The 16,304-nt window shown below is 60.2% G+C and carries 12 protein-coding genes; all 12 read left to right on the forward strand.

Annotation, left to right across the window (positions count from 1 at the left end; genetic code table 11):
- On the forward strand, window positions 1-393 hold a 393-nt coding region (pilM, locus tag ACI38B_RS06485), incomplete at its 5' end, for a pilus assembly protein PilM (protein ID WP_439730038.1).
- A complete protein-coding gene (locus ACI38B_RS06490) occupies window positions 390-1,334 on the forward strand; it encodes a hypothetical protein (protein WP_439730039.1) in 945 nt (314 codons plus the stop codon). The genes pilM and ACI38B_RS06490, both read left to right, overlap by 4 nt.
- A gap of 21 nt (window positions 1,335-1,355) precedes the next feature.
- Window positions 1,356-1,994 carry a type 4a pilus biogenesis protein PilO gene (pilO, locus tag ACI38B_RS06495; RefSeq protein ID WP_439730040.1) on the forward strand — a complete coding sequence of 213 codons (639 nt, stop codon included), beginning with the start codon at window positions 1,356-1,358 and terminating at the stop codon, window positions 1,992-1,994.
- A 1,948-nt stretch (window positions 1,995-3,942) separates the two neighbouring features.
- Window positions 3,943-5,463, forward strand: a complete 1,521-nt coding sequence (locus ACI38B_RS06500) for a glycine--tRNA ligase (RefSeq protein WP_015450103.1) — start codon at window positions 3,943-3,945, stop codon at window positions 5,461-5,463.
- Window positions 5,464-5,714: 251 nt separating this feature from the next.
- Window positions 5,715-6,950, forward strand: coding sequence for a tRNA dihydrouridine synthase DusB (gene dusB, locus ACI38B_RS06505; protein WP_439730041.1), 1,236 nt, complete (start codon window positions 5,715-5,717; stop codon window positions 6,948-6,950).
- Between the two features lie 115 nt (window positions 6,951-7,065).
- The gene (ftsZ, locus tag ACI38B_RS06510; RefSeq protein WP_439730042.1) at window positions 7,066-8,367 is read left to right on the forward strand and encodes a cell division protein FtsZ; all 1,302 of its coding nucleotides are present in this window, start codon (window positions 7,066-7,068) and stop codon (window positions 8,365-8,367) included.
- Window positions 8,368-8,402: 35 nt separating this feature from the next.
- Window positions 8,403-8,885, forward strand: coding sequence for a cell division protein SepF (locus ACI38B_RS06515; protein WP_015450107.1), 483 nt, complete (start codon window positions 8,403-8,405; stop codon window positions 8,883-8,885).
- Window positions 8,886-9,051: 166 nt separating this feature from the next.
- A complete protein-coding gene (locus ACI38B_RS06520; protein ID WP_439730043.1) occupies window positions 9,052-9,333 on the forward strand; it encodes a YggT family protein in 282 nt (93 codons plus the stop codon).
- A gap of 233 nt (window positions 9,334-9,566) precedes the next feature.
- A complete protein-coding gene (locus ACI38B_RS06525) occupies window positions 9,567-10,997 on the forward strand; it encodes a DivIVA domain-containing protein (RefSeq protein WP_439730044.1) in 1,431 nt (476 codons plus the stop codon).
- 40 nt (window positions 10,998-11,037) lie between these two features.
- Window positions 11,038-11,628, forward strand: coding sequence for a signal peptidase II (locus ACI38B_RS06530; RefSeq protein ID WP_439730045.1), 591 nt, complete (start codon window positions 11,038-11,040; stop codon window positions 11,626-11,628).
- Window positions 11,625-12,566, forward strand: a complete 942-nt coding sequence (locus tag ACI38B_RS06535; protein ID WP_439730046.1) for an RluA family pseudouridine synthase — start codon at window positions 11,625-11,627, stop codon at window positions 12,564-12,566. The genes ACI38B_RS06530 and ACI38B_RS06535 overlap by 4 nt, the downstream gene beginning before the upstream one ends.
- A gap of 10 nt (window positions 12,567-12,576) precedes the next feature.
- Window positions 12,577-16,149 (forward strand): DNA polymerase III subunit alpha, encoded by a 3,573-nt coding sequence (gene dnaE / locus ACI38B_RS06540; protein ID WP_439730047.1) that lies wholly within the window; start codon window positions 12,577-12,579, stop codon window positions 16,147-16,149.
- Window positions 16,150-16,304 lie beyond the last annotated feature (155 nt).

The raw sequence follows: 16,304 nt of genomic DNA on the forward strand, positions 1-16,304 counted from the left end.
GCCAAGGCACTCGACATCCCGTTCGAAGGCGCACTCGAAATCAAGAACCGCATCGGTCTGCAGAACGTCGTCGGCGACGAACGGCTCGAAAAAGCCGAGGAAATCATCCGTGACACCACGGCACAGCTGATCGTCGGTATTCGTAACACTCTGAACGTGTACAACACCGACCACCCGGCAATGGTGGCCGACGATATCGTCCTGGTCGGAGCGGGCTCCATGCTCGCCGGCTTCCCGCCCGTGCTCGCCAGCTCCACCAACAAGACCGTCACCATCGGCGACCCCTTCACCCACTTCATCGTCGGAGAGGACGCCAAGCGGCAGAACATCAACGTCCACGGACCCGAATATGCGGCGGTCCTCGGGCTTGCACTAGGAAAGAGGCCACGATGAGCGCATTCAGCAAAGGTAGCCACAGCGGCAAAGGCGACAAGTCCGCGCCGCGCCGCCAAGACAAGAGCAACGACCAGAAGGATAGCAAGAAGGCCAAGGGGAGTATCCTCAACGCCGACCTGTCCAGCCTCGGCAAGTCCAAGAAAACCGGCAAGCTCACTCCGTCAGACCAGTGGAGTCTGAGCGTCGACCTCCTGCCGAAGTCGGTCGCGGCCATCAACAAGGACCGTCAAATCGCCAAAATCATGGGCTTCGTGACCGTCGGCGTGCTGGTACTGTGCTTCATCGCGGGGCTTGTCGCTAACCAGTTCGTTGTCGCGGCACGCGGTGAAACCGACGATGCACGGCTCCAGCAGACCACCCTGACCGCCCGCAAGGCGGAATTCAAGGAGATCCAGGACGTGCTCGTCACCTCCTACGACATCAACGTGGCGCGTGTCGCTGCGCTGTACGGAGAAATCAACTGGCTCGCTGTCACCGATCAGCTCAACGCGTCCCTGCCTGAAGGCGCCAAGTATACGAGCCTCCAGCTGACCGAATATCAGCTGGGTGGTGGATCCTCTGGGACTTCAAGCACCTCTTCTGATGCGAGCGTGTGGGGCGGTAACGGCGTGATCCAAGTCAGCTTCACCGTTTCCTCGCCGAACTTCATCTCCGCGCAGCAGTTCATCAACAACTTCGCTGGCGTCAACGGCTTCGTGACCGGAGACCTGAGCTCCGTGACCGGCGGGCAGGACAGTGGCTACACGTACACCGGAACCATCGCGCTGAAGCTCGACGGCAACACCACCGATCGTAGCGACAACTCCGGTGGTACCTCCAAGACCCTGCGCAACATGGTTACCACGCTGCGCAACCAGCTGAGCGCGGCGGCGGACGGCAGCGGTTCGTCAAGCAGCAGCTCCAGCTCGTCCAGCTCGTCCAGCAGCTCGAGCAACTAACGCAACACCAAGGAGATAACGATGAATTTCAACAAGCAAAAGGCGATATGGATCGGCCTGATCGTCCTCATCGTAATCATGCTCGGTGTGACCTGGTCATCCGTGATTATGCCGGCCTCAGAGAAAGTCAGCGCCGCAAAGGCAGAAACCGCGCAAATCCAGAAGCAGAACGACAAGCTGCAGAAGGACATCGACCTGCTGAACACGGCGAGCGCCAACACCACGCTCTACAAGAACCGTCTTGCTGAGCTCCAGCGCGGTATTCCTACGAGCTACGACCAGTCGGCGTTCATTGCATCGCTTGATGGTGCGGCTGTCAACTCCGGTACCACCATCCAGAGCGTGAGCTTCGGAACTGCTGCCGCCGCTACTCTGCCGGGTGACGCGTCCGCGCAGATCAGTGCGAAGAAGGTTGTTGCCGTGCCGGTGACCATCAGTGCACAAGGCGGCTATGACGCGTTGCGCAACTTCGTCGACCAGGTGCAGCGCATCGACCGTATCGCAGTGCCGACCAGTGTGAGCTACTCGATTGCCGACGACGATGCGCAAAGCACCGTGACCATCAACAGCAGCATTCTCGCGATTCTCAACTCCGGGTCCACCCAGACCAACGCGTCTTCCGACGCGATTGAGAACGCGACCTCCGGCGTGTCCAAGTAAGCGCTGCGGGAGTGGTGCTGCTGGAGTGGTGCTGCGGGTGCGTCTGAGCCGAGAGCGGCTGCCAGATGGCGTGGCTGTTGGCTCTGGGCTGGCCGGGTTGGTTCAACTGGCTGGTTTAGCTGGCTGGTTTAGCTGGTTTGACCGACGTGGCTAGTTAAACCGCTCGGTTGGACTGGTTTTGCAGGTTGGACCGTCCGGTTTGACTGCTCAGTGAACGAGGCGGGCAGGAACCTATTGAGTTGGTTCCCGCCCGCCTCGCCGTATTTCTGGTGGTGACTGAAATCCCGCCCCGATGCCTGGCCGCAGCGCGCTGACTGCTTGCGATACCGCACTGTGTGAGCGAATACTCACGCGGTGGTGGTTCTATCCGTCCTGATGGTCGTTTCCGACTGTCCCGACGGCCAGTGTGTGAGTGGATCCTCACACGGTGGCGGTTCTATCCGTCCTGATGGTCGTTTCCTGCTGTTCCGGTGGTCGGTGTGTGAGCGGATTCTCGCACGGTGGCGGTTCTATCTGTCCTGATGGTCGTTTCCTGCTGTCTTGGTGGTCGGTGTGTGAGCCAATCCTCACACATTGCCGGTTCCATTAATCGTTCTAGTTGTCGGTGTGCCGGTTGGGGGTGGGCGTGTGAGTGGATCCTCACACGGTGGCGGTCCTGTCTGCCGGATTGATCGTTTTCAAGTCGGAAAGCGGTGAGTGTGCGAGCGGATCCTCACAAATGCCGGTTCTGACGATTCGATTAGGCGTTTTCAAGTCGGCGAGGGGCGAGTGTGTGAGTCGATCCTCACACACTGCCGGTCCTATCGACTGTGCCAGCCGTTCCCTGCTGTCTTGGTGGTCGGTGTGTGAGTGGATCCTCGCACATTGCCGGTTCCGTTAATCGTTCTGGTTGTCGGTGTGCCGGTGAGGGGCGAGTGTGTGAGCGAATCCTCACACGGTGGCGGTTCCGTCCGCCGTGTTGGTGGTCAGCGTGTTGGTGAGGGGTGAGTGTGTGAGTCAATCCTCGCACGCTGCCGGTTCTGTCAGCCGGATTGGTCGTTTTCAAGTCGGAAAGCGGTGAGTGTGTGAGTCAATCCTCACACGATGACGGTTCTATCAGACCTCATGGCCGTCAGCGTGCCGGTGAAGGTAGACGTGTGATGCCTGAGTCATTGTTCCGGTCTCCTCACAAATCCTGTATGTTGCGACAAGCGTGGTTGATCAAATCTCGCCGGAACTCAGCCGCGTCCGACAGTATTCCGCGGGTTGCGTATGCCCGGACATACACAACCCGGCATTACGGTCCCCGGACAGATCGGAACGTCTGGTGTCTGTCGTCTGCCGTATGCCAAGACATACATAACCCTGCATTACGACCTCGGGAGTGTGCGGTTTGTTTATCGCCTGGCGCCCTGCGTATGTCGGGGCATGCGCAGGGCGGCATTGCTGTCCCCGGATAGGGCGGGACGTTTTCCGCCTGTCGTCTGCCGTATGCCCAGACATACATAACCCTGCATTACGACCTCCGGGGTGTGCGGTTTTGTCTATCGTCTGGCGCCCTGCGTATGCCGTGGCATGCGCAACTTGGCATTACGACCTCCGGGCAGGGCAGGGTGTCTTCCAGCTTGTGCGCGACGCATGCCCGGACATACGCAAGTCGACATTACGGTCCCCGGGCAGGGCAGGGTGTCTTCCAGTTTGTGCGCGACGTATGTCGGGGCATACGCAACCCGGCATTACGGTCCCCGGTCAGATCGGAACGTCTGGTATCTGTCGCGCGACGTATGCCCAGACATACGCAACCTGGCATTACTGTCCCTGAGTAGGGTGGGACGTTCACGTCCGACGGTCGACGTGTGAGCCGATTATCACCCGGCACCCGGCACCCGGCACCGGCTTCGTGTCAGAACGTATCGGTAAGCTTGACTTCCGTCATACGTCCCAAAACCGTCAAACCAGAAGGTGCATTGTGGCTAGTTCTAAACTCGATGAAGTCGTCTCCCTCGCCAAGCGTCGCGGGTTCGTGTTCCCCGCAGGCGAGATCTACGGCGGCACCCGTTCCGCGTGGGATTACGGCCCGCTCGGCGTCGCGCTGAAAGACAATATCAAGCGTGAATGGTGGCGCTCCATGGTCGTCACCCGTGGCGATGTCGTCGGCGTGGATACTTCCATCATCCTGCCGCCGGAAGTGTGGGTTGCATCCGGCCACGTGTCCGTGTTCAATGACCCGCTCATCGAGTGCCTCAACTGCCACAAGCGCCAGCGTGCCGACAAGCTGCAGGAATCATACGCAGAAAAGCACGGCGACAAGATGCCGGAGAACGGTCTGGCAGATATTGTGTGCCCGGATTGCGGCGTGCGCGGCAAGTGGACGGAACCGCGTGACTTCAACATGATGCTGCGCACCCATCTCGGACCGGTCGAGGACGAGAACTCGTTGCACTATCTGCGCCCGGAAACCGCGCAGGGCATTTTCGTGGACTTCAAGAACGTCATGATGGCGAGCCGTTCCAAGCCGCCGTTCGGCATTGCAAACATGGGCAAGTCGTTCCGCAACGAGATTACGCCCGGCAACTTTATCTTCCGTACCCGCGAGTTCGAGCAGATGGAGATGGAGTTCTTCGTCGAGCCCGGCACCGATGAGGATTGGCATCAGTACTGGATTGACACCCGCACCCGCTGGTACCTTGATTTGGGCATCAACCCGGCGAATCTTCGTCATTACGAGCATCCGAAGGAGAAGCTCGCGCACTATTCAAAGCGAACGGTCGATATCGAGTACAAGTTCGGATTCCAGGGCTCCGATTGGGGCGAGCTGGAAGGCATCGCGAACCGTACGGACTTCGATCTGTCCGCGCATGCGAAGCATTCGGGCGAGGACCTGAGCTACTTCAACCAGGCCACCGGCGAGAAGTACGTGCCGTATGTGATTGAACCGGCCGCCGGTCTGACCCGCTCCCTGATGGCTTTCCTTGTGGACGCGTACGACGTGGACGAGGCCCCGAACACCAAGGGTGGCGTGGACAAGCGCACGGTGCTGCGTCTCGACCCGCGTCTGGCCCCGGTCAAGGCCGCGGTGCTGCCGCTGAGCAAGAAGCCGCAGCTGCAGACCATTGCCCACAACCTCGCCGCCGACCTGCGTCAGCACGAGTGGATGATCGACTACGATGAGGCGGGCGCCATCGGCCGTCGTTACCGTCGTGAGGACGAGATCGGCACCCCGCTGTGCGTCACCGTCGATTTCGACACGCTTGACGACAACGCGGTCACGATTCGTGAGCGCGACACCATGCAGCAGGAGCGTGTCAGCCTTGACAAGGTCGCCGATTATGTGGCTGATCGCGTGAGCGAGAAGCGTGTGCGCTATCCGGAAGGCCCGGCCAGCGTGACTGGCGTGAAGGCGGCCGACGGTGGCGTGGACGTTTCGAAGGAAAGCGGCATCGACGAGACCCAGCCGGTGAAGATTGCCGAAGCAGGCGGCTTGTACTGATACCGCTATCGCGCGCGCCATCTTTCTACAAACTGGTTACGCTGGGAAGCCTCTTGGCGTAGCCAGTTTGTGAGTGTGCGTGTGGGAGAGTGCATGCCTGCGTGGTCATCCGTCTACAAACTGGTTACGCTGGGAAACTGCTTAGCGTAGCCAGTTTGTGGATGTGTGCGGTGGAGGAGTACACCCGCACAATCAGTTGGCGGGTGCGCCGGGATGGGAAGTAAGCGCTTACGGGAAAGGAATCCAAGGGTATGAGCAAGCACGACGAGGACGTCATCGACGAGCGCGGAGATTCCAGACTCGGCGAAGATCCCCGTTCTACGGCGACCGCCGGTCCGGTGCAGATTCATCCCGTGGATCTTGGGCGCATTCATGTGCCGACGCCGGTCATGCTGTCTCCGATGGCGGGCGTGACCAATTGGCCGTTCCGCGTGATCTGCGAAGAGTACGGGCCAGACGGCTTGTATGTCGCCGAAATGATTACTGCCCGCGCACTCGTGGCCCGCAATCCTAAGGCTTTGCGCCTGTGCCGTTTCGCACCGTGCGAGAAAACCCGCTCCCTGCAATTGTATGGGGTCGATCCGTCTATCGTCGAGCAGGCGGCACGCATCGTCGTTGACAACAATATGGCCGACCATGTCGATCTGAACTTCGGATGTCCGGTGCCCAAGGTCACCCGGCGCGGCGGCGGTTCGGCGCTTCCGTGGAAAACCGACCTGTTCACTGAGGTCATCCACCGCGTGGTATCCGTGTGCGGGCCGGCAGGCATTCCGGTGACCGCGAAAATCCGCGTCGGCATTGACCACGAGCACGAGACCTTCCTCGAGGCCGGGCATATCGCCCAAGAAGAGGGCTGCGCCGCCGTGACCCTCCACGCCCGTACCACCGCCGAATATTATGGCGGTCATTCCGACTGGAGTCGCATCGGAGAATTGGTGGAGCGTTTGGACATTCCCGTGTTCGGTAACGGGGACATTTGGGGCGCGGATGATGCGCTGGCGATGGTGCGCGAGACTGGTTGCGCCGGCGTTGCGATCGGTCGCGGATGTCAAGGCAGGCCGTGGCTGTTCGCTGATATCAAACACGCCTTCGAAGGAAGCGACGAGAGGACAAACCCGAATCTTGGCCAGGTGTGCGCGGTGATTCTTCGTCACGCCGGACTGCTCACCGAGTTCTACGACGGTGATGAACGCATGGCGGTGCACGACCTGCGTAAGCATATCGCTTGGTATCTCAAAGGATTCCCGGTCGGTGGCACGACGCGCAAAGCCTTCATGGAATGTGAAAGTATTGCGGATGTCAAGCGCGTCATGGATACGCTCGATCCGCAAGCCCCGTACCCACAGCGAATCATCGACAAACCGCGTGGTCGTGTGCGATACGCGAAAAAGGTGCACCTGCCGTATGGATGGCTTGAGTCCAGGACCACGACACACGAACAACGAGAAACGCTGTTCGGCGACGATCCGATGGACGTAAGCTATTGACGGAACCCTTGGCTGCTCCGCGACACGTGAAAAAATCGCGGTACATACCAAGAAATAACGTATGTGTTACTGGTTTTGCGCTACAGTTGAGCATAACCGTAAGTGACAGGAGACAATGGTGAGCGAGATTGCCCAGACAGACAATTTCAACGACAAGACCAATATCAAGGTCGTGGGGGTCGGCGGAGCCGGTGGCAATGCTGTCAACCGCATGATCGTCGAAGGTCTGCAAAACGTTGAATTCGTGGCCATCAACACTGATGCGAAAGATCTGATGCGCTCGGACGCCGACATCAAGATCGCGCTCAACGATGCCACCAGCCGTGGGCTCGGCGCTGGTGCGGACCCGGAGAAGGGTGCGAAGGCCGCACAGGACCATCAGTCTGATATTGAAGAGGCCTTGAAGGGCTCCGATATGGTCTTCGTGACCTGTGGCGAGGGCGGCGGCACCGGTACCGGCGCCAGCCCGATTGTCGCGCGCGCCGCAAAGCAGCAGGGCGCACTGACTATCGCCGTGGTCACCAAGCCGTTCAGCTTCGAAGGGCCGCGTCGTGAAGCCTCTGCCGAACTGGGCATCGAGAACCTGCGCAAGGAAGTCGACGCGATTATCGTCATTCCGAACGACCGCCTGCTCGAGCTGTCCGACAAGTCCATCGGCATTGTTGACGCATTCCGAACCGCAGATACTGCGTTGCTCGCCGGCGTGCAGGGCATCACCGATTTGATGACCAACAACCCGTACATCCACGTGGACTTCTCCGACGTCACCACCATCCTGCGCGGCGCCGGAACCGCGCTGTTCGGCATCGGCTCCGCGCGGGGCGAGGACCGGGCCACCCAGGCCGCGGAAATCGCCATCAGCTCGCCGCTGCTTGAGGAAAGCATCGAGGGTGCTCAAGGCGCGCTGGTCAACATCGCCGGTCCTACCGACCTCAAGCTGCTCGAAGCGTCCAACGCCGTGGAACTGGTCAAGAAGGCCATCCACCCCGAAGCCCAGATCATCTGGGGTCTTTCGCTTGACGACGCCTATGGCGATGAGGTGCGCGTCACTGTCATCGCGGCAGGATTCGATAAGGCGGGCAAGGAAGCCGCAGACGCGGGCGCCCCGGCAGCGGCCCAGCCACTTGCCGCCAACGCACAGCCGGCGCAACCGGCGGCAGCCCCCGCAGCCCAGCCGCAGCAAGCGCAGCCGGCCGGCGGAAACCTCATCGACGCCGGCGCCCAGAACCCGGCATCGCCGGCACCTGAACGTCCGGCTGCCGCTCCTTACGTTGCCCCGCAGCAGAATCCCGCCGCTGGCAACTACGGGTACGGCAATTACGGTCAGTACGGTGATGACGGAGATGCGACCACCGAACACCGCGTTGTCCCGTCGAACGATCCGGGCGATCTGGACATCCCGGATTTCCTGCGGTGAACGGCGCAAGGCACGAGTAAGTAAAAGGAGCTGAGATGGCTGGGTTCATGAAGAACGCGATGTCCTATCTGGGCATGTCCGATGTCGTCGACGACGATGACGACCTGCTCGACCAGGAGGAAGACGACAAGGAATCAACCTTCGATTCCGACCATACGGTGGCGCCGATGTCAACGTCACAGCCCGCAAGCTCGTCGGCATCGTCGTCAAGCCGTGGGGCCAGCCAGTTCCCGGCGCGTGTCAGCCGGATCACCACAATCCACCCGAAAACTTATGACGACGCCCAGCTCGTGGGCCGTGCGATTCGTGACGGTGTGCCGGTCGTGCTGAATCTCACCGGGGTTCCTGAAGCGATTGCCTACCGTATTGTCGATTTCTCGGCGGGCGTGGTGTTCGGCGTGCGCGGATCCATCGAGCGCGTGACCCCGCGGGTCTTTTTGTTGAGCCCTGCGCAGATCAACATCAAGGTCGAGGAGCCTGAATCCAAGGCTGCCGGACACGACCTCTTCGCCGACTGATACGGTCTGAGCGGCTGATGCCGGTACGGCTTGGCATTAGCCGAAACCGGGTCCGATGACACCGGTCCTGCCGACACCGGCTGGTCGCATAGAGCACAATTCCTGTCACCAAATGAGGGCTTCGATGAGCGCGTAACCATCGAAGCCCTCCTGCTATGCTGGGCCTGTGCTTGTATCTTTGGCTATTTTCGTAATCAACCTGCTGCTCGACGCGTACATCGCCGTGCTGTTCATCCGCATGATTCTCGACTGGGTGTTCATGCTTGCCCCGCAATGGCGTCCTGGGCGCATCGCCGGTGATCTGATTAATTTGGTTTACGATCTGACCGAGCCGCCGCTGCGGTGGCTGCGGCGTTACATCCCGCCGCTGCCGTTGGGGCCGATCGCCATCGACCTGAGCTTCATCGTCCTGTATTTCGCGCTCGGATTGCTACGGGCACTCATCTGACGCGAATGCTTACGCGCATATACGAAGAGGCGTGGGCACCTGCGCATCATCGTGAATGCTGAAGACAGACGTGAATGCTGAAGACAGATCGGTGGTTCGCCAGATGAAACGCAGATATCATGACCGCGACACGAAAAAAGAGCGCGAAATCGGTCAGGAATTCATATGGGTCGTGCTAGCATCGGTATAGATACCGTCACAGCGAGGCATTACTCAAAGCGAGGTGGAGATTTATGGCTCTTTTGACGCCAAAGGATATTAGGGAGCATACCTTCCAAACGGTACGCTTCAAGGAAGGCTATGACGTCGACGAAGTCGATGACTTCCTTGACCAGGTAACCGAGACGGTCGAAGCTCTCGGCAAGCAGGCGATGCAGAATGGCCCGGCCACGCAGCCTCTCGGCCAGGAAGTGGCGAATCTCAACGCCAAGATTTCCGAGCTGAACAACCAGATCGAGTCCCTGAAGAAGGAAAACACCGATCTCAAGGCTGTTGCGGCTACGGCGGGCAATGCCTCCGCTGCGGACCAGGCCGCGAAGACCGCGACCGAGCAGCTGCACAAGGCTGAAGAGAACAACCGCGCACTCGCTGTGCAGAACGATCAGTTCAAGCGTCAGAGCGAGCAGGCCACCGTCCTCGCCCAAAAGCTCAAGCACGAGAACGACCAGCTCACCGAGCAGGCCAACGGGCTCAACCAGCAGATTGAGCAGGCCAAGGCTCAGGGCGAGCAGCTCAAGAATCAGAACGACCAGCTCAAGAACCAGGTCGATCGTCTCAGCACGCAGATTGATCAGCTCACCGCGCAGGCGGCCAAGGAAGCCGGCAACAAGGACGTCGCCGAGCAGCTGAACGCCGTCACCCGCGAACGCGACCAGTTCCGTGCCAACACGGAGAACCTCAGCCGCGAACTGGCCACCGCACGTCAGCAGCTTGCCGTCCAGCAGCAGGCCGGTACGCAGGTCAAGGAACTTCAGCGTCAGCTCGAGGAATCCCGTGAGCGTGAGAACAAGCTTCGTGCGCAGATTGAGAAGGTCGAGCCGAGCACTGAAACCGGCAGCCTCCAGAAGATCGCCGGCGCAGCCCAGAGCGCTTCCAGCGAGCCGGAGCGCGCCACTGCCATGCTCACCCTGGCCATGCAGCTGCACGACCAGTACGTCGACAAGGGCAAGGCCAAGGCCAAGGAAATCACCGAGGCAAGCCAAGCCAAGTACGAAGAGCTTGTCACCAAGGCCAACGATTACTCGAGCCGCACCCGCAACGAGGCAGACGACTACAACAAGTCCACCCGTGCCGACGCCGACGCGTACAACAAGCAGGTTCATGCCGACGCCGACGGCTACTCCGTCAAGACCCGTCAGGATGCCGATCTGTACGCGAAGAACAAGCGCGAGGAAGCCGACAACTACGAGGCTGAAGTTCAGCGTCGCGCCGCCGACTACGACAACAAGACCCGTTCTGGCGCAGACAACTACGCCAAGCAGGTTCGCAGCGAGCTCGAGAACCAGGTCAAGGTCATCGAAGGCAACATCCAGGGGCTTAAGCAGTTCGAGACCGAGTATCGCACTCGCCTCACCGATTTCCTTGGCCAGTTGATGAACCAGGTGTCCGATTCCAACAACTACAGCAAAGTGGACCAGTCCCAGTCCAGCCCGCGTCGTCACTGATTGCGGTCTGACCAGGTAACGGTTTTCAGGTTTGGAATCCATGAATCCACCTCAGACAACAAGACGGTCGCGTAGCAAGTACGTGGCCGTCTTTGCTGTTGCGGCAGTGATTGTACTCGTCCTCGACCAAGGGACAAAGGCGTGGGCGAAACAGGCACTGTCCGGCGGCAATATCATCGAGGTCATCCCTCATCTGCTGTCGTTTGTTCTCGTGCGCAATCCCGGGGCCTCGCTCGGATTCGCTTCAGGGCACACATGGCTCATCTCCATCCTCGCCTTTGTGGCGTGCGTGTTGCTGGCGTATGCTTCTGCACAAACCGATTCGCATGAGTGGGCGGTCCTGTTGGGCACCGCGTTCGGCGGGGCGGCAGGCAATCTTATTGACCGTGTCGTGTACGCCGAACATGTACTTGACGGTCGCGTCGTTGACTTCATCGACTACGGATGGTCGGTCGGCAATGTCGCGGACATCTTCCTGACCATCGCCGGAATCGGTGTGTGCGCACTCGTGTTACGTGGCGTCGCATTCCGCAGCGGTCTCGACGGTCGCAAGCCGATTCCCTCCTCTAGTTGGTCTGAAGATGATAGCGAGGATAGCGAGGTGAACGGCCAGGGGAGTGGGGCCAGATGAGCCGTCTTGCACCAGCGCCCGACGCCCTGATTGGCAAACGCTTCGATGTAGCCGTATCCAAAATGCTCGGCATATCGCGCGCCAAATCCGCCGAACTCATCGAAACCAACCAGGTGCGCGGTTTGAACCGCGACATGGCCAAATCAAGCACCCTCATGGAAGGCGATATCGTCGAATTCGATATAGCCGAAGAGCGCAAAGAGCCTGAACCTCTCGCCGAGGACATGGCGGTCGTCTATGAAGATGACGACGTGATTGTGGTGGACAAGCCAGTCGGTGTCGCCGCCCATGCCTCCGTCGGCTGGACCGGTCCGACCGTTCTCGGCAGCCTGTTGCAGCGTGGCGTGCACATCACATCGCTCGGGGCAGCCGGTAGGCAGGGCATCGTCAGCCGGCTGGATGTGGGTACCAGCGGACTCATGCTCGTATGCAAGTCGGATCTCGCTTACAAAGAGATGCGCCGGCAATTCGCCGAGCATGAGGTCGTGAAAACCTATCATGCGCTCGTCCAAGGCAATCTCAAGGAAGACAAGGCGACCATCGAAGCGCCGATCGGGCGGGCGAAAGTCTCCGATTTCCGCTTCACGGTGACCCCCACCGGCAAGGAAGCGATCACCCATTGGGATGTGCTCGAACGTTTCGGCGAAGCCACACTGGTAAAAGTCAATCTTGAAACCGGGCGAACCCACCAGATTCGCGTCCACTTCTCGTCCATCGGGCACCCCTTGGTAGGCGACCCGATGTACGGGGCGAACCCGGTCATGGCGAAGGAACTGGGGCTCGAACGCCAGTGGCTGCATGCGATGCAACTGGAATTCCGCCATCCGCGCACCCACGTGTGGACGACCGTCAAGTCGCGCTACCCCGCCGATCTGCAACACGCGCTGGATTCGCTGGAAGCCAAGCACGCCACGCCGCCGGTCAACTCGCTTGGTTAGAGTGGACGGCATGACAGATTCCGGAAACTTCGTCCAGCTGCACAACCATACGCATTACTCACTGCTTGATGGTGCCTCGAAAATCCCGGATCTGGTCAAGCGCGTCAAGGAACTCGGCATGCCGGCGGTCGGCATCACCGACCACGGCAATATGCACGGAGCCTACGAGCTCTGGCGCAACGCCGTAGACCAAGGTATCAAGCCAATCATCGGCATCGAAGCGTATGTGACGCCGGAAACCGCGCGCCAAGACAAAACCCGCGTCTCCTGGGACACCAACTGGGTGCCGCAACCGCATCACGAACGCAATCCTGACGACGTCTCCGGCGGCGGTTTGATCACCCACCTCACCCTGTGGGCGGAAAACGACGAAGGCCTCGTGAACCTCATCAAAGCCTCGTCCGTCGCCAACCTCGAAGGCCGTGTCATGCGCTACCCGCGTATGGACAAGGAAGTACTCCAGCGCTACCACAAGGGTGTCATCTGCTCGTCTGGATGCCCTTCAGGCATCATCCAGACGCGTCTGCGGCTCGGCCAGTTCGACGAGGCCCTGCGTGCCGCCGGCGAAATGCAGGACATCTTCGGCAAAGACAACTTCTACATCGAACTCATGGACCACGGGCTGGAAATCGAGCAGCGAGTCACCAAAGACCTGCTGACCATCGCCAAGAAGCTGAACGCCCCGCTGCTCGCCACCAACGACTCCCACTACGTGCATGAGGAGGACCGCGACGCGCAGGACGCGATGCTGTGCATCAACTCGGGTTCGCGGCTCGACGACCCTGACCGGTTCAAATTCGACGGTTCCGGGTATTACATCAAATCCGCGCAGGAAATGCGCGACCTGTTCAAAGAATTGCCTGAAGCCTGCGACAACACGCTCGCCATCGCCGACCGGTGCAACGTGATCTTCGACGACCACGAGGACGGCGCGTTCATGCCGCGCTTCGACTGCCCCGAAGGCTGGGACGAGACCTCGCTGTTCCTCAAGCATGTCGACGAGGGCCTCAAACGCCGGTACAACGGCAATCCGCCAATAGAAGTGCTCAAACAGGCCGATTATGAATGCGGTGTCATCTGCCAGATGCAGTTCTGCGGCTACTTCCTCGTCGTCGCAGATTACATCAACTGGGCGAAATCGCATGGCGTGATGGTCGGACCCGGCCGTGGCTCGGCAGCAGGCTCCATGGTCGCCTACGCGATGGGCATCACCGAACTCGACCCGCTCAAGCACGGTCTGATCTTCGAACGCTTCCTCAACCCCGAACGCGTCTCCCTACCGGATATCGACGTGGACTTCGACCCGGACGGGCGTATGAAAGTCCTCGACTACGTGGCCAACAAGTACGGGCACGACAAAGTCGCCCAATGCGTGATTTACGGCACCATCAAAACCAAGCAGGCGCTCAAGGATTCAGCGCGCATCATGGGCTACGAGTTCTCCGTGGGCGAGCGTATCACCAAGGCCCTGCCGCCGAGCAAGAACGGCAAGGACGCGAGCCTGCACGACATCTTCGACCCAACGTCGAAGCGGTACGCCGAGGCCCGCGAATTCCGCGAATTGTATGACGCCGACCCGGACGCCAAGCGCATCACCGAGGAAGCCAAGGGTATCGAAGGATTGATCCGACAGACCGGTGTGCACGCATGCGCGACAATCATGGGTTCCGAGGCAATCACCAACACGTCGCCGCTGCTGGAACGCACCGACGGCACCATCACCACGACCTTCGAATACCATACGTGCGAAACGCTCGGCCTGGTGAAGATGGATTTCCTCGGGCTGTCCAACTTGACGGTCATCCGCGACACGTTGACGAACATCCGCAACAACGGCAAAGAGCCGATCGACTACACGAAGATCCCGCTTGACGACAAGCCGACTTACGAGCTGCTCGCCCGGGGTGACACGCTCGGCGTGTTCCAGCTCGATTCCGACGGCATGCGATCGCTGCTCAAGACCCTGAAGCCTGATAACTTCAACGATATCTCCGCACTGATTGCGCTGTACCGGCCGGGCCCCATGGATATGGATTCGCATAACAACTATGCGAAACGCAAGAACGGCTTGCAGAAAATCACTCCGATTCACCCGGAGGTGGCGGAGCCGCTCAAAGAAGTGCTCGGCGAGACCTACGGCCTGATCGTCTACCAGGAGCAGGTGCAGTCGGCCGCGCGAATCCTCGCGGGCTATTCGCTGGGCAAGGCAGACGTGCTGCGCCGAGCGATGGGCAAGAAGAAGCCCGAAGTGCTGGCCAAGGAGAAAGTCCCGTTCTTCCAGGGCATGAAGGAACACGGGTATTCGATGGAAGCCGCGCAGGCGGTGTGGGATATCCTGGTCCCGTTCTCCGGGTACGCGTTCAACAAGGCGCACTCCGCGGCATACGGCTTGATTTCGTACTGGACGGCGTATCTGAAGACGCATTACCCGGTCGAATTCATGGCGGCGCTGCTGCAGAACGAACGCACGAACAAGGACAAGACCGCGCTGTACCTCGGCGAGGCGCGGCGCATGGGCATCAAGGTGCTGCCGCCGGATGTCAACGAGTCGCGGCTCGAGTATTCGGCAGTCGGCGATGTCGTGCGTTTCGGCCTGGGCGCCATCCGCAATGTGGGCGACAAGGCGGTTGAAGATATCATCGCGGAACGTGAAACCGCCCGTGGCAAGTACGTGAATTTCATGGACTTCATCCGCCGCGTGCCGGTCACCGCGTTGAATCGCCGTCTGGTGGAATCGTTGATCAAGGCGGGCGCGTTCGATTCAATCGACCCGAATCGACGGGCGTTGTATGAGATCCATGAAACGGCCATCGACTCGGTGATCGGGCTCAAACGCAAGCAGGCGGAAGGGCAGTTCGACCTGTTCGCCGATGACGATGACGGCGGCGCGGACATGATGGGCGACGCTTCGGTCGTGGTGCCGGACATCGAGGAGTGGGACAAGAAGACCAAACTCAATTTCGAACGCGAGATGCTCGGCCTGTACGTGTCCGACCATCCGTTGAGCGGCATGACCGCGATTTTGGCGAACCTCAGGGAAATGTCGATTGCACATCTGATTGACCGGGCGAAGACCATGGGCGACGGCCAGCAGGTCACCATTGCCGGGCTGGTCACGAACGTGGACCGACGTGTGTCCAAGAAGGGCAATCCGTGGGCCATCGTGACGGTGGAGGACATGGAAAGCTCCATCCAGTGCATGTTCTTCGGCAAGGTGTATGAAGCTGCCGCCGCGCAACTGGCCATCGACGAGGTCGTGCAGGTGCGCGGGCAGGTAGAGGTGCGCGACGAGACAGTGAGCCTGCGCGCCACCGAAATGCAGGTGCCGTCGCTGGAAGCCGACGATTCGAGACCTGTCGTGATTACGCTGCCGCCGGTCGCGCTTGATCGGGACCACGTGATGCAGCTGGGGCATGTGCTCATGAACCACCCGGGGTATTGCCCAGTGAAGCTCGCGATTATGGGGGAGAAGGGCGACGCGCAAGTGCTGACCTTTGGCGACCGGTTCCGGGTCAAGCGCGACACCTCGCTGTTCGCGGAGATCAAGATTCTTTTCGGGCCGAGCTGTCTGCCAGCCGCCTGAGGGGCGGCGGCCGGTGATGGCCGGGTGGTTGCTGGCTGGTTGCTGGTGTACCGGCGCGTGGTGCGACTGCTGTGTTGCACCGCGGCGGGATAGGCTGGGTTTTGGCTGGCTGTCGGTAGGTATCTGTCTGCGGTGTGATTTGGGTGTCGCACGGC

Origin of the sequence: Bifidobacterium sp. (assembly GCF_051876855.1) — a bacterium.
Lineage (GTDB): Bacteria > Actinomycetota > Actinomycetes > Actinomycetales > Bifidobacteriaceae > Bifidobacterium.

Bases quoted from the DNA above. Each gene is read 5' to 3' on its own strand.
- ACI38B_RS06490 (WP_439730039.1), top strand. From the start codon at position 390: ATGAGCGCATTCAGCAAAGGTAGCCACAGCGGCAAAGGCGACAAGTCC.
- pilO (WP_439730040.1), top strand. From the start codon at position 1,356: ATGAATTTCAACAAGCAAAAGGCGATATGGATCGGCCTGATCGTCCTC.
- dusB (WP_439730041.1), top strand. From the start codon at position 5,715: ATGAGCAAGCACGACGAGGACGTCATCGACGAGCGCGGAGATTCCAGA.
- ftsZ (WP_439730042.1), top strand. From the start codon at position 7,066: ATGGTGAGCGAGATTGCCCAGACAGACAATTTCAACGACAAGACCAAT.
- ACI38B_RS06515 (WP_015450107.1), top strand. From the start codon at position 8,403: ATGGCTGGGTTCATGAAGAACGCGATGTCCTATCTGGGCATGTCCGAT.
- ACI38B_RS06525 (WP_439730044.1), top strand. From the start codon at position 9,567: ATGGCTCTTTTGACGCCAAAGGATATTAGGGAGCATACCTTCCAAACG.
- ACI38B_RS06530 (WP_439730045.1), top strand. From the start codon at position 11,038: ATGAATCCACCTCAGACAACAAGACGGTCGCGTAGCAAGTACGTGGCC.
- ACI38B_RS06535 (WP_439730046.1), top strand. From the start codon at position 11,625: ATGAGCCGTCTTGCACCAGCGCCCGACGCCCTGATTGGCAAACGCTTC.
- dnaE (WP_439730047.1), top strand. From the start codon at position 12,577: ATGACAGATTCCGGAAACTTCGTCCAGCTGCACAACCATACGCATTAC.